Genomic DNA, 18,544 nt, shown 5'->3' on the forward strand with positions numbered 1-18,544 from the left:
AGCTCAGGCTTCGGTCGGAACGTCGACGTCCGAGTCCGGGGGAAGGATCCCGCCGTCGGAGGAGCGTCTGCGCTGTCCGAGCGCGACGAGCGGGAACACCAGGACGGAGAGCATCCCGGCCCCCACCAGCGCCGTGGCGGTGCCCGGCTTGAGATCGCCTTCCTTCAGGCCGATGTTCGTGACCGCGACGATGATCGGCAGCGCGGTGGCGCTGAACAGAACCATCGCACGCCGGTCCGCCCACGTCGACCCGACGGGAAGCGCGAAGGTCCCCGGGATGCCTCGCACGATCAGGAAGAGCACGAGGAAGATCGGCAGCAGCAGGAGCGCATGAGGGTCGGTGACCAGGGCCTTCAGATTGAACGTGATCCCCGTGTTGATGAAGAAGATCGGCACGAAGAAGCCGAAGGCGACCGCTTCGAGCTTGCCTTCGATGACTTTCGCATCCGCCTCGCTTGCTCCCTTCAGCAGGATCCGGCAGATGACACCGGCCGTGAACGCACCGAGCAGCATGTCGAGTCCGAGCGCGATGCTGAGCCCGAGGAGGGCGACGATCACGAGGACGACAAAACGCACAGCGAACTGGCCACTGGTGTGAAGGGTCGCCGTCACGAGGCGGTGGAACCGTGCATGGGTGCCGCGGGATGCCAGGAAGATCGCGAGCGCGGCGACGACGGCGAACCCGATGAGCACCAGCGTTGCAACGCCAGGTCGCCGGCCGCTCAGGAAAAGTGAGATGGCAATGAGCGGCCCGAACTCGCCCGCCGCGCCGACCGCCGTCACCGCGCGGCCGAACGGCGTGGACAGCTCGCCCGCGTCACGCAGCACGGGCATGAGGGTGCCCAGAGCCGTCGAGCACAGCGCTACCCCGACGAACACCCCGGCCGCGACGGTCGGCGCGAGCAGAATCCCGAGGATGACGCCCGCAGCGAGCGAGATGAGCCAGCCGAGCCCCGCCCGGTTCAGCGGGCGACCCTTGATCGCGGCGAAGTCGATCTCGTTGCCGGCCATGAAGAAGAGGAAGGCGAGGCCGAAATTGGCCAGCGCATCCACGAACTGGCTGTGTGGCACCCAGCCGAGAACACTCGGACCGACGATGAGCCCCAGGACGATCTCGAAGACGACCAGCGGTATCTTCGCGACCCTGCCGATCCAGCTCGCCAGCAGAGGTGCCGCGGCTGCGAGCAACGGCACGATGATCAGCGCGTTCAGTGAGTCGATCATGACACGGATGCTATTGCCGCCCCGGTGGCGCGTCTACGTCGGGCGGCGTGTTCACACAGCCGAAACAGGCCCGTACTACCCTGCTGCTATGCGTGACCTCCAGGCTCTCATCATCGAAGAACTCAACGTCAGCCCCGCAATCGATCCTGCAGATCAGGTCGAGAAGAGGGTCGGCTTCCTCGTGGACTATGTGAAGGCGACCGGCGCATCCGGTTTCGTCCTCGGTATCAGCGGCGGACAGGATTCGTCGCTCGCCGGGCGGCTCAGCCAGCTCGCCGTCGAGCGGCTCGCTCAGGAGGGGATCGAGGCCGAGTTCATCGCGGTGCGGCTCCCATACTCCGTGCAGCGCGACGAGGAGGATGCGCAGCTCGCGCTGAGCTTCATCCAGCCGCGCCGGTCGGTCACGTTCAACATCCAGCGCGGTGTCGATGGCTTCGAGGCCGAGTATCCGGATGCGATGGGCGGCGAGACCATGTCGGACTTCACCAAAGGCAACGCGAAGGCCCGCGCCCGCATGATTGCGCAGTACGCCATCGCCGGGCAGCGCCGCCTCCTCGTCGTCGGCACGGACCACGCTGCCGAGGCGGTCACCGGTTTCTTCACCAAGTACGGCGACGGCGGAACAGACGTCCTCCCACTCACCGGACTCACCAAACGTCAGGGTCGGGCGCTTCTCGAGTTTCTGGATGCTCCGTCGCGCCTCTACCTCAAGGCCCCGACCGCTGACCTGCTCGACCACACACCGGGCCAGACCGACGAGGACAATCTCGGCCTCAGCTACGCGGACATCGATGACTTCCTCGAAGGCAAGGACGTGACCGACGAGGTCGCTTCGGCCATCGAGAACCGCTATCTCGCGACCGAACACAAGCGTCGCGTTCCGGTGAGCATGTTCGACGAGTGGTGGCACGAGCGCGGCGGCTACTCGAAGTAGAGCCGACGGTACAGACGAGGGCGGGGCCGGTGGAATCGACCACCGGCCCCGCCCTCGTGATGAACCCTTAGCCGACCGGCGTGTAGCGCTGGGTCGGTGCGGTGTCCGTGCTCTCCTCGGCAACGCCGGGTGCGGACGCCGCGGCCGGCTCGGCGCGGAATGCTGGCTCCGGCACCTTCTCGGCCGGCGCGCCCGCGTGCTGTTCGTGGTGCTGCTGGGCGACCCACGCATCCTGCTGCGCGAGCAACGCACGCTCGGTGTCCGAGTTCTCGAACCGCCAGCGCTCGAGGTCGCCCTGGAAGATGCGACGTGCGCGCGACGGGTTGTTCTGCCACTCGATGAGCCGATCGCGGAACTCGGCGACGGCCGGGTCGAGCTGGTAGCCGAACGTCGCTGAGCTGCGCTTGAGCTCGGCGAGCTGGTGGCCGGCCCAGTTGGCCGCGATGCCTGAGCCCTTGATGGGCAGGAGGCGCACCATGATGTCGGCCTGGCCGACCGCGCGGTCGGAGAGGACCTGTTCGCCGGGGGTCAGGGAGTTCCATACGGATGCTTCGGTCGCCGCATCGACGAGGGCCGCGATGGCCGACGCCTTCTGCTGGCGGTCCGTGCGGGAGAGCAGGCCCTTGATCGCACCTCTGGCGATCCAGGCTGCCAGCAACCCGGAGATGATCACGGCGACCGCGAGCACAACCGCGTTGAAGATCGCCGGCTGTGCGCCGGACGAAAGAAGCCAGTCTACGAAGTCATTCCACCACTGCATGTTCGGATGGTACCTGCGCGGGTCCGGATCGCTTGGATGCGCGCCCGCAGTGTCGCAGACTGGCCTGTCCGCCTGTCCGTCCTTCCGTCCAACCGTCCGACCGTCAGCCGGGTCAGGCGAAGTGCTCGGTGCCGTCGACGGCGAGGGGATCGATCGCTGCGAGCTCGTCGGACGTGAGTGGAGGCGCGTCCAGCGCGGCGACGTTCTGTTCGAGCTGGGCGACGCTCGAAGCCCCGATGAGTGCACTCGTCACCTGCGGGTGACGGAGGACCCAGGTGAGAGCGAGCTGCGCGAGTGTCTGCCCGCGGCCCGCCGCGATGTCGTTGAGTGCCCTGGCGAGTTCCAGGTAGGCCGGACTCAGCTGCTTCTCCGACAGGAAGATGCTGGTGGCGGCCCGGGAGTCGCTCGGAACGTGCCCGTCGAGGTAGCGGTCGGTCAGCATCCCTTGCGCGAGCGGGGAGTACACGATGCTGCCGACGCCGAGTTCGTCGAGTACGGGAAAGAGTCCGTTCTCGATGTGACGATCGAACATGGAGTAACGAGGCTGGTGGATGAGCAGGGGCACCTTGTGCTCGGCCAGCGCTGCAGCCGCGGCGCGGGTCTGCTCGGGGTCGTAGTTGGAGACTCCGACATAGAGGGCCTTGCCCTGCTGCACCGCGGTCGCCAGAGCGCCCATCGTCTCTGCGATCGGGGTGTCGGGGTCTGGGCGGTGCGAATAGAAGATGTCGACGTAGTCGAGGCCCAGGCGGCCGAGGCTCTGATCGAGCGACGACAGGAGGTTCTTGCGCGATCCCCACTCGCCGTACGGACCGGGCCACATGTAATACCCGGCCTTGGACGAGACGATGATCTCGTCGCGGAACGGGCGCAGGTCTTCGTTGAAGATGCGGCCGAAGTTGGCCTCAGCGCTTCCCGCGGGAGGCCCGTAGTTGTTCGCCAGGTCGAAGTGGGTGATGCCGAGGTCGAACGCGCGGCGCACGATCGCGCGCTGGGTGTCGATCGGACGCTCGTGGCCGAAATTGTGCCAGAGGCCGAGGGAGAGTTCCGGCAGTCTCAGGCCGCTCCGTCCGGTGCGGTTGTAGGTCATCGAGTCGTAGCGGTCCGCAGCGGGGGCGTATGTCATGTCTTCATCGTAGGAGAATGCCGGAGACCGGATGAAAGGGCGGCCAGTCCTCCACAGGTTGGCTGATGTCGGAGTTATCCACCGGTTGACGGTCTGGATGCCTCTCCGCCATTGCCGCCGTCGAGACTCGAACTCAGGCGCCGATTCAGGCGTTACGAACTCGAGGAGGCATCCGATGAATGATTCCCTGTCCACCCGCGGCCTGGTGGCCACTGTTCCGAACCACATCGTGACGAGCGAGGGGCTGCCCATCACGAGCTTCCGGCTGGCGGCATCCCAGCGCAAGTTCAACCGGTCCACCCAGTCGTGGGAGAACGGCGAGACCAACTGGTTCACGGTGACCGCGTTCCGGCAGCTGGCGATCAACATCGCAGCGTGCGTCGCGAAGGGCGACCGCATCGTCGTCTCGGGCCGGTTGTCCGTGAGGGACTGGGAGAGCGGCGACCGGAGCGGGACGGTCGTGGAGATCGATGCGGATGCTGTGGGTCACGACCTCACCTGGGGCACGGCGACCTACTCCCGCACCCTGAAACGGTCAGGTCCGCAAGAAGGCCAGGTCGCAGCCGAGCCGGCGGACGGCTCCTCTTCGACGGCGTGGGATGACGCCGACAAACCGGCACCGGCGGGCGGGCTTCTCACGGCATCTACTGAAGTGCTGTCGGATGACGAGGTCGGGGCAGCCGGCGAGCTCACCTCTGAGCTTCCGCTCGACGCCGCCGAAGGTCAGACCGATGAGACAGAGAGCGCACCCTAGACTCTCGAAAAAGGATGTGGGCCGATGCATCAGGGAGCCGCCATGCCGGGGAGACGTGACGTACCTCGACAAAGCTTCCGTGGCCGCTCGATCGTCGGCATTGCGGGTCTTGGGCTCGTCGCCTCGGCGCTCGCCGCATGCGTCTCTCCTCCGGCCGTGCCGCCGACGAGCTCGCCGACCGCGTCTTCGTCTTCGCCCTCAGCACCGTCGTCGTCGACCCCGTCGCCGACGGTGCTGACGCTCGATCCGACCGGCAGCGCAGCAGACAACAAGGCCTTCTTCGACCACGTGAATCGCGCGGTGCTGGCAAAGAATCCAGCCGCCGTCGGGCGGGACTTCATCGACGCGCTCGTCGCGGCCGGTTTTCACAAGGCCGACATGCAGCTGACCGTCGACACGACGACCATCGGGCTGAAGGCGAATTCGATCCAGTTCTCGGTCCGTCTCAACGGAGGCTGCCTGGTCGGCCAGAACGGCCAGAGCAGCGGCGGCTACCAGAGCGAAGTGACCCCACTCCTCGCGACCGGCAACTGCCTCGTCGGAGACACGCGCCCCATCGACTGGTAAGCAGCTCGGGTCGCCCAGCCCAATTAGACTCTTTCGTATGGCCGAATACATTTACTCGATGGTGCGCGCCCGCAAAGCGGTGGGCGACAAGCTGATTCTCGACGACGTGACCATGGCGTTCCTGCCCGGGGCGAAGATCGGCGTCGTCGGCCCGAACGGCGCCGGAAAGTCGACCATCCTCAAGATCATGGCGGGGCTCGACACCCCGAGCAACGGTGATGCCAAGCTGACGCCCGGCTACACCGTCGGCATCCTGATGCAGGAGCCTGTGCTCGACGAGACCAAGACCGTCCTCGAAAACGTGCAGGAAGGCGTCGGCGAGATCAAAGCCAAGGTCGACCGCTTCAACGAGATCTCGAACGCGCTCGCCGACCCCGACGCCGACTTCGACACCCTGCTCGCCGAAATGGGCACGCTCCAGGAGCAGATCGACGCCGCCGACGCGTGGGACCTCGACTCGCAGCTCGAGCAGGCGATGGACGCGCTCCGCTGCCCGCCCGGCGACTGGCCGGTCAACACCCTGTCCGGTGGTGAGAAGCGTCGTGTCGCGCTCTGCAAGCTGCTCCTCCAGAAGCCGGACCTCCTGCTGCTCGACGAGCCCACCAACCACCTCGACGCCGAAAGCGTCCTCTGGCTCGAACAGCACCTCGCCAAGTACCACGGTGCCGTTCTCGCCGTGACCCACGACCGGTACTTCCTCGACCACGTCGCCGAGTGGATCGCCGAAGTCGACCGCGGCCACCTCTACCCGTACGAAGGCAACTACTCGACCTACCTCGAGAAGAAGCGCGAACGTCTCGCCGTCCAGGGCAAGAAAGACGCGAAGCTCGCCAAGCGCCTCTCCGACGAACTCGACTGGGTGCGGAGCAACGCGAAGGGCCGACAGGCAAAGTCGAAGGCGCGACTCGCCCGCTACGAAGAGATGGCGTCCGAAGCGGAGCGCACCAGGAAGCTCGACTTCGAAGAGATCCAGATTCCACCGGGCCCCCGCCTCGGCCAGATTGTGCTCGACGCGAAGGACCTCGAAAAGGGCTTCGGCGACCGTCAACTCATCGACGGACTCACCTTCACGCTGCCGCGCAACGGCATCGTCGGGGTGATCGGTCCGAACGGTGTGGGAAAGACCACGCTGTTCAAGACCATCGTCGGCCTGGAGCCGCTCGACGGCGGAGACCTCAAGGTCGGCGAGACCGTGCAGATCTCCTATGTCGACCAGAGCCGTGGCGGCATCGACCCGAACAAGACGCTGTGGGAGGTCGTCTCGGACGGTCTCGACTACATCCAGGTCGGCAAGACCGAGGTTCCGAGCCGCGCATACGTTTCGACGTTCGGCTTCAAGGGACCCGACCAGCAGAAGCGCGCCGGCGTGCTTTCCGGCGGTGAGCGCAACCGTCTGAACCTCGCACTCACGCTCAAACAGGGCGGCAACCTGCTGCTCCTCGACGAGCCGACCAACGACCTCGACGTCGAAACCCTGTCGAGCCTCGAGAACGCGCTCCTCGAGTTCCCCGGCTGCGCGGTGGTCATCACCCACGACCGGTGGTTCCTCGACCGCATCGCAACGCACATCCTGGCGTATGAGGGCACCGACGACGACCCGGCCAACTGGTACTGGTTCGAAGGCAACTTCGAGGCTTATGAAGAGAACAAGGTCGAGCGCCTCGGCCCCGATGCGGCCAAGCCGCACCGTTCTGCTTACCGCAAGCTCACTCGCGACTGACCAGCGACCGCCGAGGGCTGCCGACCATGAAACTGCACGTCCCGATCGGGCTCCGCTGGAGCGACCTCGACGCCTACGGGCACGTCAACAACGCCGCGATGCTGCGTCTCCTCGAGGAGGCGCGCATCCAGGCGTTCTGGGTAAGCGACCACGCTGAGGCGGTCGGTGGCACGACGGCCGTGCTCGACGGGCGCCCGGGCGCCGACACACTGACGTTGATCGCGCGTCAGGAGATCGAATACCTGGCCCAGATTCCGTATCTGCGTCAACCGCTCGACGTGCAGCTGTGGCTGGGCCGTCTCGGCGGTGCGAGCCTCGAAGTCTGCTACGAGGTGTGGTCGCCCCAGGGCATGGAACCCCACACCCTGTACTCGCGCGCCGCGACGACGATCGTGCTGGTGGATGCCGCAACCCAGCGTCCCCGCCGTATCAACGACCGCGAACGCGACGCCTGGACCCCCTACCTCCAGGACCCCGTCCAGTTCGCAAAACGCGGCTGACCTCCCCCGTCCTCCCACACCCCTCGCCCCCCTCGTCCCACCCATGGGCTCGAGTTGACGGTAGTTGTCGCCCGACAGCGATGTGCGGCGACAACGAGTGTCAACTCGCGCAGAGGTGAGCCCGGTGAGCCCGTCAACGCGGGTCGGGTCAGGAGACGGTGACGGTGTTCCCGGATACCGTGGCGGTGAGCTTCGTCAGGGGCGAGGGTGCCGGACCCTGGATGACCGCGCCCGTCGAAGCGTCATAGCGCGACCCATGGCACGGGCAGTCGAACTCTTTGCCGGCGGGCGCCACCGTGCAGCCCGCGTGCGTGCAGATCGCGCTGAACGCGACCACCTTGCCCGCTGTCGGTTGCGCGACGACGATCGGATTCGATCCCATCGACGCCGAAGTCCCGCCTCCAACCGGAATGTCGGAAAGCTTGAGGGTTACGGGAGACGCGCCAGCGGAGCCCGATCCGCCGTCGGCCGCGCCTCCCGTTCCGGAACCCGCGCCGAGGGGCGTGCAGGCGGCGAGGGCGAGCGCCCCGACCCCGAGTAGACCGGCCCCACCGATCGTGATCACGGATCGGCGTGTGAGCGGCGTGGGTTCGTTCATGCGTGCTCCATTCGTTGCGGCGTAGTTTAGCTCTTACGGTTATGCACGAGACGTGTGTGTGAACGGTTCACGATGGGTGATGAACTTTCCGGCCCTGCAGTGCGTGTCATTGGTGGAGGTGTTCATGCCGCAGGATGACGCGCGACTCCTGCGCGAGCTGCACGATCAGCACGCGCAGGCATTGTGGCGCTATGTCGTTCACCTGACCGGCGATCGTGCGATGGCGGATGACGTGGTGCAGGAGACCTTGCTGCGCGCGTGGAGACGGCCGGCCATCCTCGACCAGTCGCAGTCGTCGGCGCGGGCCTGGCTGTTCACAGTGGCCCGCAATCTCGTGATCGACGACCGGCGCAGCGCGCATGCAACGCACGAGATCGGTACGGACACGCTTCCGGAGACGAGCACCGGCAACGAAGCGGATGCTCTCCTCGAGTCGTGGCTGGTGACGGATGCCCTGGCCGAGCTTTCGCTGGAGCACCGCGCGGTCATCGTGCACGCCTACTACGGCGGCCGTTCGATCGCTGAGATCGCGCGAGAACTGGACATTCCTGAGGGAACAGTGAAGTCGCGCATCCATTACGGTTTGCGAGCCTTGAGGCTCGCTCTTCAGGAGAGGGGGGTGACCGAGAGATGACCAGCCACGACGATTTCGCGACCTGGGATGGCGCGTACGTTCTCGGTGCGCTGTCCCCGGCTGATCGGCGCGCCTATGAGTCCCACCTCGCGTCGTGTGACGCGTGCACCGCTTCGGTGAACGAGCTTGCGGGACTTCCGGGCCTGCTGGCACGTGTTCCGGACGAGCAGGCGTTGTCCCTGGTTCCTGCCACGGCGGCATTACCCGCGGCCGCTGTGGCGGGCGAGGGAGACGAGCGGGTGGGCACTGCACCGGATGCCCTTCCCCGGCTCGTGCACGCCGCTCGCCGCCACCGCGCCCGCGTGCGCTGGTGGACGGCGGGGTCCGTTCTCGCGGCCGCGGCGGTGCTGGCGTTCGTCACCGCCGTCGTCGGGCCCGGCCTGCTCACCCCGAGCCACTCTCAGGCTGTCGGAACCCACGTCACTCTGTCGCAGGTGGAGCCCAATCCGTTGAGCGCGGATGTGCGGCTCGTCTCGGAGCCGTGGGGCACGCGCATCGAGACGCACTGCACATACGCGGAATGGGAGGGGTCCAGCGAGACAGGACCCTGGAAGTACACGATGGTGGTTACCGACCGGGCGGGCGCGTCGACGCAGGTCTCGAGCTGGACGGCGTCCGCCGGCACGACGGTGTCTCCGACGGCGACGACGAGCGTTCCGGTGGCAGACATCGCGTCCATCGACATCCGAGCGGCAACCGGTGAGGTGCTCCTCAAGACCACCTTTGAATGACTGAGGTGCGGACCCCGGCCTACGATTCGGCTTCCTCTGGCACAGGGCCCGCACCTCGCCAGTCGGTCAGGACCGCCCGGGAACCCGGATCATGCCTTCTTGGGCGACGCTCGCGAGCAGTCGTCCGTCGCGGCTGTAGATGCGGCCGAGCGAGAGCCCGCGTCCACCGGTCGCGCTCGGTGACTCCTGCACGTACAGCAGCCATTCGTCGACCCGGCCGAACCGGTGCCACCACATTGCGTGGTCGAGGCTCGCCGCTTTCAGGCCAGGGGTGGACCACGCGATGCCGTGACGGCGCATCGCCGATTCCATGATCGTGTAGTCGCTGGCGTAGGCGAGGGCCGCACGGTGCAGGTCGGGGTCGTCGGGGAGCGGTCCGACCGATTTGATCCAGACCGCCTGGTGCGCGACATGCTCACCTTCGACGGTGAGGTAGACGGGGCTCGGCACATGGCGCATGTCGAAAGGCCGGTCGCTGGCCCAGTACTGGGCGACCGGATGGTCGATGTGGGCGAGCGAGGCCGCAGAGTTCGGCAGCGACTCGGGTTCCGGCAGGTCGTCGGGCATGTCGGTCTGGTGGTCGAGTCCCTCGTCTTCGTCCTGGAACGACGCAATCATCGACAGGATGGGCAGTCCGTCCTGGTAGGCCTGGGTGCGCCGTGTGGCGAACGAGCGGCCGTCGTGGATGCGGTCGACGGAGAACGTGATGGGGAGGTTGACGTCGCCGGGTCGCAGGAAATAGCCGTGCATCGAGTGCACGACCCGCTCATCCGGAACCGTGCGCATCGCTGCGATGAGGGACTGCGCGAGCACCTGGCCGCCGAAGACGCGACCGAGCGGCATCCACTGTGACGGACCCGTGAAGATGTCCTCGCTTGTTCGTGCACCGGTGTCGGTCAGGTCGAGCGCGGTGAGGAATGAAGCGAGGGGCTCTGTCATGGTGCCTCCGTATCGGTGTCCCTTGGTAGTTTAGACAGCAGTGAGCCAGTCATTCTTTCTCGTGGATTCCCTCGCGGTGTCCGATCTTCAGGTGTACCTGTCGCGTGCCGGTCGTGTTGAGGACGGTTCGGTGCGCCTGATCGGCGGCTCTGGCGTCCTCGCCGTCTATACGGCCATCCTCTATCCACGCGGTCTTCTCGACCAGACGCCGACTGTGCTGGGCTTGCGCACGTTCGCCATCCAGCCCGGCATCGCCTTCGATGCGGTGGTGCCCATGCGGTCGCTTCTGGACCGCCTTGCGCGCATCACCGAGACGCTCGGCGCTGCCGGCGCTGTACCGGATGCCCCCTCAGGGCCGGTCGAGGTGCGTATGCCCCTCGAGGTGAGCACCGTCACGTGGGCTGGCATCTCTCCGCCCCGTGGTGGCTGGCGTGCCGTCGGCGAGACCAGTGCCGACATCCTGGAGCCCACCGCGAAGGTGGGCATCGCGGAGGTCGCCGAGGCGATCCCTTCGGGCACGGGCGAGCAGCTCGTGCAGCGGGTGCGCGCAGAAGTGTGGGGGCGGCCGATCGACGGGCTCGAGTATGTTCCCGCGGGCGCCGCCTTCGCGGCCGAGAGCCTCGGTTTCCTGGCTCAGGGGGAGCCGATCACGATCCACGAGACCGGGCCGTGGACCCGGCTGACGACGCGCCGCGGCCACATCCTCATCCGCCGCCAGGCCTGGACGCTGCGAGCCTAGCCCGTCCCGGAGCCGGGCTCGCGCCGAGTCGTCAGTAACTCACCCGAGTCTGCGTCGGACAGGGGAGTTCGCGCCGACTCGATCGCGTCAGCCGTGGGCGATCGCGCGCCCCACCTGGCGCCCGGAGAAGAGACACCCGCCGAGGAAGGTCCCCTCGAGCGCCCGGTAGCCGTGCACTCCACCCCCGCCGAACCCGCTCGCCTCGCCTGCCGCGTAGAGGCCCGCGATCGGCTGGCCGTCTGCCCCGAGCACCCGGCCGCTCAGGTCGGTCTCGATGCCGCCGAGACTCTTGCGCGTGAGAACGTGGAGCTTGACGGCGATCAGCGGCCCGGCTTTCGGGTCGAGCAGTTTGTGCGGCGTCGCCACCCTGATGAGCTTGTCACCGCGGTAGGTACGTGCACCGTGGATCGCGGTGATCTGCGCATCCTTCGTGAAGGTGTTGTCCATCTCGCGGTCGCGCTCACGGATGTGCCGTTCGACCCGCTCGACGTCGAGTTCGGTGTCGGAGAGCCGCCGCATGCCCTCGAGCAGCTCTGGCAGCGTCTGCGCGACGATGAAGTCGGCGCCTTTCTGCTTGAACGCCTCGACCGGGCCGGGTGCGCCGGGCGCGACGCGCTTGGCGAGCAGCCGGTAGTCCTTGTTCGTGAAGTCGGGGTTCTGTTCGCTTCCCGACAACGTGAACTCTTTTTCGAGGATCTTCTCGGTGAGCACGAACCAGCTGTAGTCGTGGCCGGTCGTGCGCAGGTGCTCGAGCGTTCCCAGGGTGTCGAACCCGGGGAACAGCGGCGCGGGGAGCCGGTTTCCTTCTGCGTCCAGCCAGAGCGAGGAGGGCCCGGGGAGAATGCGGATGCCGTGCCTCGCCCACACCGGGTTCCAGTTCTGGACGCCTTCGACATAGTGCCACATCCGGTCGCCGTTGATCAGGCGACCGCCCGCCGCCTCGGTGATGCCGAGCATCCGCCCGTCGACGTGCGCCGGCACGCCGGAGAGCATGAACTCCGGCGGCGTGCCGAGCCGCTCGGGCCAGTTCTTGCGCACGAGGTCGTGGTTGCCGCCGATGCCGCCGCTCGTGACTGCGACAGCCGGTGCCCGCAGCTCGAAGTCGCCGACGGCGTCGCGGTTGCTCGGTGCCCCGCGCAGAGCCGGATCGTCCGCGAGAACGGCACCGCGCACCCCGACGACGGTGCCGCCTTCGACGATCAGTTCGTCGACCCGGTGGCGGTGAAGGATGGTCACAAGACCCGAGTCGACCCCTTCGCGTACGCGACGGATGAACGGAGCAAGGACCCCGGGGCCCGTGCCCCAGGTGATGTGGAAGCGGGGCACCGAGTTGCCATGGCCGCCGGCGGTGTACCCGCCTCGCTCGGCCCAGCCGACGATCGGAAAGAAGCGCACGCCCTTCTCGTGCAGCCAGGCACGTTTCTCGCCCGCCGCGAAGTCGAGGTAGGCCTCGGCCCACTGACGCGGCCAGTGGTCTTCGTCACGGTCGAAGCCTGCGCTGCCGAACCAGTCCTGGCGCGCGAGGTCGAGTGAGTCGTGAACGCCGAGCCTGCGTTGCTCGGGGGAATCGACCAGGAACAGACCGCCGAACGACCACCATGCCTGCCCGCCGAAGGATGCGGCCGGCTCCTGCTCGAGGATGGTCACGCGTTTGCCGGCTTCGACGAGTTCGGCTGCTGCAACCATGCCGGCGAGTCCGGCTCCGACGATGATGGCGTGGGGTTCGGCGGGTTGGGTCATTCGGGTGTCTCCTTCGGCACTGGACTCCCATTGTGCAGTATCGCGAAGCCCTTCCGGCCCGACACAGGCCGCAGCAACGCCGTGTGCCCCTTCTTTCGGGGGTGCTACTCCTCGAAGGTGTTGACCATCGCGTGGGCCGCACGCTCCAGGTAGTCCCAGAGCGTCGCGTGCTGCAGTGGCGGAAGGTCGAGCGAGTCGACGGCCTCGCGCATGTGCGTCAGCCACCGGTCCCGCGCATCCGGGTTGACCTTGAACGGCATGTGGCGCATCCGCAGTCTCGGATGCCCGCGCTGTTCGCTGTAGGTGCCGGGGCCGCCCCAGTACTGCTCGAGGAACATCCTGAGGCGTTCCTGAGCAGGGCCAAGGTCTTCTTCGGGGTACATCGGCTTCAGCACCGGGTCGGCGGCGACCCCGCGATAGAAGGCGGCGACGAGTCGGTCGAACGTCTCGTGGCCGCCGACAAGGTCGTAGAACGTGCCCTCGACGCCCGGGCCGTTCTCACTGGACCGGAGTACGACCGGGCTTGGCGCCACGGGTGCCGCAGCTGCCGACGCGGTCTCGCTGGTCGGCTCGATGGGACCGAGGGGGATGGTCACGTCACTTCTCCGGGTTCACGGGAGGCCTGGCCTCGGTTCGAGGAAGCTTCACGGTCGGGTCGACCACGGGCATCGACCGCGGGTCCGGTGCGGCAGCCGAAGCGGTGGCAGGAGAAGCGGCGGCAGGAGAAGCGGACGAGTTCGACGAGGCGGCCTTGCGTGTCGCGCGCGCCTTGCGGCCCCTGGGCTGCGCCTCGACGACGCCGACCGGCTTGGTACGCGGCGGACGCGCACCGGTGACGCTCGCGGCACCGTCGAAGCCGCTCAGCACGATGGTGTTCAGTGACGGCAGCTTCACGCCCATCTCGTCGAGCGCCTCCTTGAGCCGGATCCGCAGCTCCCGTGACACGTCATCGCGAGCGGTCGTGCGGGTCTTGATGACGAGGCGGAGCACGAGGGCATCGTCCGAAATCGATTCGAGGCCCCAGATCTCCGGCTTCTCGAGGATGCGCGACCGCCATTTCGGGCTCGTAGCGAGCGCATTGGCCGTCTCGAGCATCTTCGCCTGGACCGACTCCACATCCGAGTCGTACGGCACCGCAAGGTCGATGACCACACGCGCCCAGCCTTGCGACATATTGCCGACACGCAGGATCTCGCCGTTGCGCACGAACCATAGCGTGCCGTTGACGTCCCGCACCTGCGTGACCCGGATGCCGACGGCCTCGACCACGCCGGTCGCCGACCCGAGGTCGACGATGTCGCCCACCCCCAGCTGGTCTTCCATCACCATGAAGAGCCCGTTGAGCACGTCTTTGACGATGTTCTGTGCGCCGAAACCGAGCCCCGCGCCCAGGGCGGCCGTGAGGAGCGCGAGGGAGCCGAGCGCGGTCGGGGCCGCCGTGTTGATCACGAGGATGACGGCGATGATGCCGACGGTGACATTGACGACGTTGCTCAGCACCGTGCCGATGGTGCGCGTTCGCTGCACCACCCTGACCGCAGCGAGGGGCGACGCGACCAGCGCCTGCGTGTCCTGCACGTTCTGCGTCTTCTTGACGCCGTTGACGATCTGCCGCACGACCCGCCGGATGATGACCCGGAGTATCCACGCCAGCACGAATGCTCCGAGGATGATGCCGGTGATCTGCGCGAGAACCCAGCCGGCGTCAGCCGCCCAGGTTCCGACGCTGGTCCAGAAACTTTCCTTGGTGATCAACATACGAGTGCAAGCTTATCGAGACTGCTCTGGGCGGCACCTGAGTCGTCAGCGTGCAAGGAGCCCGTTCTCATAGGCGAAGATCACCGCGTGCACCCGGTCGCGCAGGCCCAGTTTGGCCAGGACCCGTCCGACATGCGTTTTCACCGTCGACTCGGTGAGGTAGAACTTCTGGGCGATCTCTCCGTTCGACAGTCCTTCGCCGATCGCCTGGAGGATCTCCCGTTCGCGCGGCGTCAGCACGTCCGTCGGGTCCGCTCCCGCGCGGGATGTCCCACTTGCCGGAAGCCGATCGGAGAAGAGCTCGAGCATCGCACGGGTGACACGTCCGGACACAGCGGCATCGCCGGCCGCAACCGAGCGGATCGCCTGTGTCAGTTCGGCCGGGCGCACATCTTTCAGCAGGAATCCGCTCGCGCCGGCACGAAGGCCCCCGAAGGCGTACTCGTCGAGGTCGAACGTGGTCAGGATGATGACGCGGGCTGCCGGGTTGGCTGCGACGATCCGGCGCGTCGCCTCGATACCGTCGAGCCCCGGCATGCGCACGTCCATGAGGATCACGTCGGGCGCTGCCTCGACGGCGAGCCTGGTCGCACTCTCGCCTTCGCCGGCTTCGCCGACCACATGGAGATCGGGTTCGGCCTCGAGCACCATGCGGAAGCCGAGTCGCACGAGCGCCTGGTCGTCGACGATCAGCACGCGAATGGGGCGGCCGTCTTCGGCGGACGCGGTGTCGGTCATCGTCGTTCCTCTGTCGTCAGGGTGCGAAATTCGGCATGGAGCCGCCAGCCACCGGATGCGCGAGGGCCCGATTCGAGGGTGCCACCGTACAGGCCGACCCGCTCACGGATGCCGAGCAGTCCTCTGCCCGCCCCCTGCCCGGCAGGCGCATGGACCGTCGCGTCGTCCTCGACCGTCACGGTCACGATCTCGGGAGAGTAGCCGATCACCACCTCCACGGTCGAAGCGGCCGGTGCGTAGCGCAGCACGTTCGTCAGCGCTTCCTGCACGATGCGGTAGACGGTGAGCTGCTGGCCCGTGTCCTCGGGGGCGGTGCCGGTCGTGCGGAAGCGCACGGGCAGGCCGGCGGCACGGAACGTCTCCACCAGCGCGGCGAGGTCGTTCGCGCCGGGCTGGGGTTCGCGCGCCGCATCGGTGTCGTCGTCTTCGCTCAGCACGCCGAGCATCCGCCGCATGTCACCGAGGGCGGAGCGGCCGGTCTCCGCGACCTGGCGCATGGCGTCTGCCGACCGGTCCGGCGCGGTCGCCGTCAGGGCGGCGGAGCCGTCGGCCAGGGTGATCATCACGGTGAGGCTGTGCGAGACGATGTCGTGCATCTCGCGCGCGATCCGGGCGCGTTCGGCCGCTGTCGCGATCATGGCCTGCTGGTCGCGTTCGCGCGCGAGCTGTCCGGCCCGGTCGATGAGGGCCTGCAGGTAACGGCGCCGGTTGCCGATGTTGATAGCGATGACCACGACGAGCAGGGCGAGCACCACGACCTGGATGAACGCGTTGACCGGGGGAGCGGCGAGCGGGGCAACGTCGCTGTTGCCGTGAAGTGCCGCGAAGGTGACTCCCGCGAGGGCGGTGACCGCGCAGAGTACCCCGTAGGCGATCCAGCCCTCGCGGGTGGAGCGGTAGACCGCGACCGCGTACAGCCCGAAAAGGGAGGCGAGGAAGTCGAAGTCGCGTCCGACCAGGACCAGGGCGAACATCGATGCGAGGCCGATGCCGAGCACCACCCAAGGTCGGAAGCGGCGGAACAGCAGGACGACCGCGCAGAGCACCGCGAGGGCGAGCGGAACGACGACGCCGGCGACCGTCGTGGCTGCCCCACTCCGCTGCGCGAACGACGACCCGACGGCACCGAGAAGGTAGAACCCGGCGATGAGGGAGTCGACGAGCCAGGGGTGACGGGCCCAGAACTGCCGGATCACTCCGGGCGGTTTGGGCAGACGCAAGTCTCCCTCGGCGAGCGAAGCCGGCCCGCCGAGGGAGAGGTCGTGTTGCGTCATGCTCTGGACTTTACGCGTCCCGGCGCTTGAGGAGGATCGCACCCGCGGTCAGCGACACTGCGGCCCAGGCGGCGACGACGAGCATCTGCTGCCCGGTGTCGAGCGGGCTCGGGCCACCGAAGCTGCCGAGACCGAACGACGAGAGGCCGGCGTTCATCATCAGGTACGGAGCCCAGTCGTGCATCCACTGCAGTGGGGCGATCGTGAAGACGATCGGCAGCAGCAGGATGAGACCGAGCGCCGCGGCGATACCTCCCGCGCTCGCCCGCAGGATCGCTCCGAGCCCGAGGGCGAAGACCGAGACCATGGCGAGGTAGAGCGCGCCGCCGAGGATGGGCATGATCACGTCACCGTCGAACAGGGAGGCGTGGAAGCCCTTGGACGCGAGGATCGGCGAGGCGGCGAGGAATGCGAGAGTGGATGCGACGACACCGACGACGTATGACGAGACGAACAGCACGACGGCTTTCGCCCACAGTGCAGGCAACCGGCGGGGGACAGCCGTCAGGGTCGACCGGATCATCCCCGTCGAGTATTCGCCGCTGATCACCAGGACGCCGAGCACGGCGATCACGAGCTGGCCGAAGAATGTTCCGAAGAGCGACGCCTGGAGCACCCCCCTCACCTGGACGTCGGCCGGTACCGCGCCCGTCGCGGCGGGGATTCCGAGGCCCAGCAAAACCGCCAGGCCGACAGAGACGGCGATGACGATGGCGAAAGACCAGACGGTCGAGCGCAGGCTGCGGAGTTTGATCCACTCGGAGCGGAGCACACGCGGGAATGTGACCCGGCCGGTCGCTCCCGTGCGGTCATAGGTGAGTGTTGCAGTGGTCATCGGGAGACCTCCGTACGGTATTCGACGTCGTCCTGGGTAAGGGCGAGGTAGGCCTCTTCGAGCGAAGCGTTGACAGGGGTGAGCTCGTGGAGCACGATGCCGGCGTGGGCTGCGGCTTCGCCGACCTGTGCCGACGTGAGGCCGCCCACCTCGAGGAGCTGGGCTTCGATGCCGGTGACGGTGACGTCAGGGCCGGCGACCAGGTTGGCGAGCAGATCGGGCTGCGGTGTGCGCACGCGCACAGCGTTGCGGGTCGCGCCGGTCAGGATGTCCTGCACGGGGGCATCCGCCAGGATGCGACCGCGACCGAGAACGATGATGTGGTCGGCGGTCTGGGCCATTTCGCTCATCAGGTGAGACGAGAGGAAGACGGTGCGGCCCTCGCCGGCGAGCTGGCGGGCGAACTGGCGCACCCAGAGAACGCCTTCTGGGTCGAGGCCGTTGACCGGCTCGTCGAGGATGAGCGTGGCCGGGTCGCCGAGCATGGCCGCCGCGATGCCGAGTCGTTGGCCCATTCCGAGCGAGAAGCCGCCGACGCGCTTGTTCGCGACCGCTTCGAGTCCGGTCATGGCGATCACCTCGTGCACGCGGGTGCGGGCGATGCCGTGCGTGGCGGCCATGGCCAGCAGGTGGTTGTAGGCCGTGCGGCCGGTGTGGACCGCCTTCGCGTCGAGCAGCGCGCCCACCTCGTGGAGGGGCGCCCGGTGGTCGGCGTACCGCTTGCCGTTGACGAGGGCTGTTCCGTGGGTGGGCCGGTCGAGCCCGACGATCATGCGCATCGTGGTCGACTTGCCGGCGCCGTTCGGGCCGAGGAATCCGGTCACCTTGCCCGGCTGCACCGTGGCACTGATGTCGTTGACGGCGGTCTTGGCGCCGTACGTCTTGGTCAGTCGTTCGAGTTGGATCATGCTTGCGAGCCTAGGGACGGCTGCCTCGCACCGAATCGGCCGATGGGTCCTCTTAAACAGGGATGCGG

Annotated in this window: 20 protein-coding genes; 8 read left to right on the top strand and 12 right to left on the bottom strand. The window is 67.4% G+C overall.

Annotated features, from left to right (window positions below):
* Positions 1-3: 3 nt before the first annotated feature.
* Positions 4-1,224 (bottom strand): cation:proton antiporter, encoded by a 1,221-nt coding sequence (locus ACPPVQ_RS09520; RefSeq protein WP_426520933.1) that lies wholly within the window; start codon positions 1,222-1,224, stop codon positions 4-6.
* 88 nt (positions 1,225-1,312) lie between these two features.
* Here ACPPVQ_RS09520 and nadE point away from each other — a divergent pair, with 88 nt between their 5' ends.
* Positions 1,313-2,158 carry an ammonia-dependent NAD(+) synthetase gene (gene nadE, locus ACPPVQ_RS09525; protein WP_426520935.1) on the top strand — a complete coding sequence of 282 codons (846 nt, stop codon included), beginning with the start codon at positions 1,313-1,315 and terminating at the stop codon, positions 2,156-2,158.
* Between the two features lie 67 nt (positions 2,159-2,225).
* Here the strand turns inward: nadE and ACPPVQ_RS09530 are convergent, their stop codons facing one another.
* Entirely contained in the window at positions 2,226-2,918 is a 693-nt protein-coding gene (locus ACPPVQ_RS09530; RefSeq protein WP_426520937.1) for a hypothetical protein, read from the bottom strand.
* A 112-nt stretch (positions 2,919-3,030) separates the two neighbouring features.
* Positions 3,031-4,041: an aldo/keto reductase gene (locus tag ACPPVQ_RS09535; protein WP_426520939.1), complete on the bottom strand. Its 1,011-nt coding sequence runs from the start codon at positions 4,039-4,041 to the stop codon at positions 3,031-3,033.
* Positions 4,042-4,216: 175 nt separating this feature from the next.
* Between ACPPVQ_RS09535 and ACPPVQ_RS09540 the strand changes: the two genes are divergently transcribed.
* From ACPPVQ_RS09540 to ACPPVQ_RS09555, 4 genes are read left to right on the top strand one after another with little or no spacing between them, the layout of a single operon-like run.
* Positions 4,217-4,795 (top strand): single-stranded DNA-binding protein, encoded by a 579-nt coding sequence (locus ACPPVQ_RS09540; protein ID WP_426520941.1) that lies wholly within the window; start codon positions 4,217-4,219, stop codon positions 4,793-4,795.
* 24 nt (positions 4,796-4,819) lie between these two features.
* Positions 4,820-5,362 (top strand): DUF6993 domain-containing protein, encoded by a 543-nt coding sequence (locus ACPPVQ_RS09545; protein WP_426520943.1) that lies wholly within the window; start codon positions 4,820-4,822, stop codon positions 5,360-5,362.
* Between the two features lie 37 nt (positions 5,363-5,399).
* Complete coding sequence (gene ettA, locus ACPPVQ_RS09550) at positions 5,400-7,082, top strand: energy-dependent translational throttle protein EttA (protein ID WP_426520945.1); 1,683 nt, start codon at positions 5,400-5,402, stop codon at positions 7,080-7,082.
* A 26-nt stretch (positions 7,083-7,108) separates the two neighbouring features.
* A complete protein-coding gene (locus tag ACPPVQ_RS09555) occupies positions 7,109-7,582 on the top strand; it encodes an acyl-CoA thioesterase (RefSeq protein ID WP_426520947.1) in 474 nt (157 codons plus the stop codon).
* 148 nt (positions 7,583-7,730) lie between these two features.
* Here the strand turns inward: ACPPVQ_RS09555 and ACPPVQ_RS09560 are convergent, their stop codons facing one another.
* Entirely contained in the window at positions 7,731-8,180 is a 450-nt protein-coding gene (locus tag ACPPVQ_RS09560; RefSeq protein WP_426520949.1) for a ubiquinol-cytochrome c reductase iron-sulfur subunit, read from the bottom strand.
* Between the two features lie 124 nt (positions 8,181-8,304).
* Here ACPPVQ_RS09560 and ACPPVQ_RS09565 point away from each other — a divergent pair, with 124 nt between their 5' ends.
* The gene (locus ACPPVQ_RS09565) at positions 8,305-8,814 is read left to right on the top strand and encodes a sigma-70 family RNA polymerase sigma factor (protein WP_426520951.1); all 510 of its coding nucleotides are present in this window, start codon (positions 8,305-8,307) and stop codon (positions 8,812-8,814) included.
* On the top strand, positions 8,811-9,545 hold the full coding sequence (locus ACPPVQ_RS09570) for an anti-sigma factor family protein (RefSeq protein ID WP_426520953.1): 735 nt from the start codon (positions 8,811-8,813) through the stop codon (positions 9,543-9,545). Before ACPPVQ_RS09565 ends, ACPPVQ_RS09570 begins: the two co-directional genes overlap by 4 nt.
* Before the next feature lie 66 nt (positions 9,546-9,611).
* Here ACPPVQ_RS09570 and ACPPVQ_RS09575 read toward each other — a convergent pair whose 3' ends face one another.
* On the bottom strand, positions 9,612-10,484 hold the full coding sequence (locus tag ACPPVQ_RS09575; RefSeq protein WP_426520955.1) for an acyl-CoA thioesterase: 873 nt from the start codon (positions 10,482-10,484) through the stop codon (positions 9,612-9,614).
* A gap of 40 nt (positions 10,485-10,524) precedes the next feature.
* Between ACPPVQ_RS09575 and ACPPVQ_RS09580 the strand changes: the two genes are divergently transcribed.
* Entirely contained in the window at positions 10,525-11,223 is a 699-nt protein-coding gene (locus ACPPVQ_RS09580) for a hypothetical protein (RefSeq protein ID WP_426520957.1), read from the top strand.
* A gap of 87 nt (positions 11,224-11,310) precedes the next feature.
* Here ACPPVQ_RS09580 and ACPPVQ_RS09585 read toward each other — a convergent pair whose 3' ends face one another.
* The 7 genes from ACPPVQ_RS09585 to ACPPVQ_RS09615 all read right to left on the bottom strand — a co-directional run bounded on the left by ACPPVQ_RS09585 (position 11,311) and on the right by ACPPVQ_RS09615 (position 18,476).
* A complete protein-coding gene (locus ACPPVQ_RS09585) occupies positions 11,311-12,963 on the bottom strand; it encodes an FAD-binding dehydrogenase (protein WP_426520959.1) in 1,653 nt (550 codons plus the stop codon).
* A gap of 104 nt (positions 12,964-13,067) precedes the next feature.
* The gene (locus ACPPVQ_RS09590; protein ID WP_426521209.1) at positions 13,068-13,496 is read right to left on the bottom strand and encodes a globin; all 429 of its coding nucleotides are present in this window, start codon (positions 13,494-13,496) and stop codon (positions 13,068-13,070) included.
* A gap of 64 nt (positions 13,497-13,560) precedes the next feature.
* Positions 13,561-14,721: a mechanosensitive ion channel family protein gene (locus tag ACPPVQ_RS09595; protein ID WP_426520961.1), complete on the bottom strand. Its 1,161-nt coding sequence runs from the start codon at positions 14,719-14,721 to the stop codon at positions 13,561-13,563.
* 45 nt (positions 14,722-14,766) lie between these two features.
* A complete protein-coding gene (locus ACPPVQ_RS09600) occupies positions 14,767-15,459 on the bottom strand; it encodes a response regulator (RefSeq protein WP_426520963.1) in 693 nt (230 codons plus the stop codon).
* Positions 15,456-16,733, bottom strand: a complete 1,278-nt coding sequence (locus ACPPVQ_RS09605) for a sensor histidine kinase (protein ID WP_426520965.1) — start codon at positions 16,731-16,733, stop codon at positions 15,456-15,458. The genes ACPPVQ_RS09600 and ACPPVQ_RS09605 overlap by 4 nt, the downstream gene beginning before the upstream one ends.
* Before the next feature lie 10 nt (positions 16,734-16,743).
* A complete protein-coding gene (locus ACPPVQ_RS09610; protein WP_426520967.1) occupies positions 16,744-17,568 on the bottom strand; it encodes an ABC transporter permease subunit in 825 nt (274 codons plus the stop codon).
* Entirely contained in the window at positions 17,565-18,476 is a 912-nt protein-coding gene (locus ACPPVQ_RS09615; RefSeq protein WP_426520969.1) for an ABC transporter ATP-binding protein, read from the bottom strand. Before ACPPVQ_RS09615 ends, ACPPVQ_RS09610 begins: the two co-directional genes overlap by 4 nt.
* Between the last annotated feature and the right edge of the window lie 68 nt (positions 18,477-18,544).

This window comes from Leifsonia sp. McL0618 (genome assembly GCF_049994905.1).
Lineage (GTDB): Bacteria > Actinomycetota > Actinomycetes > Actinomycetales > Microbacteriaceae > Diaminobutyricibacter.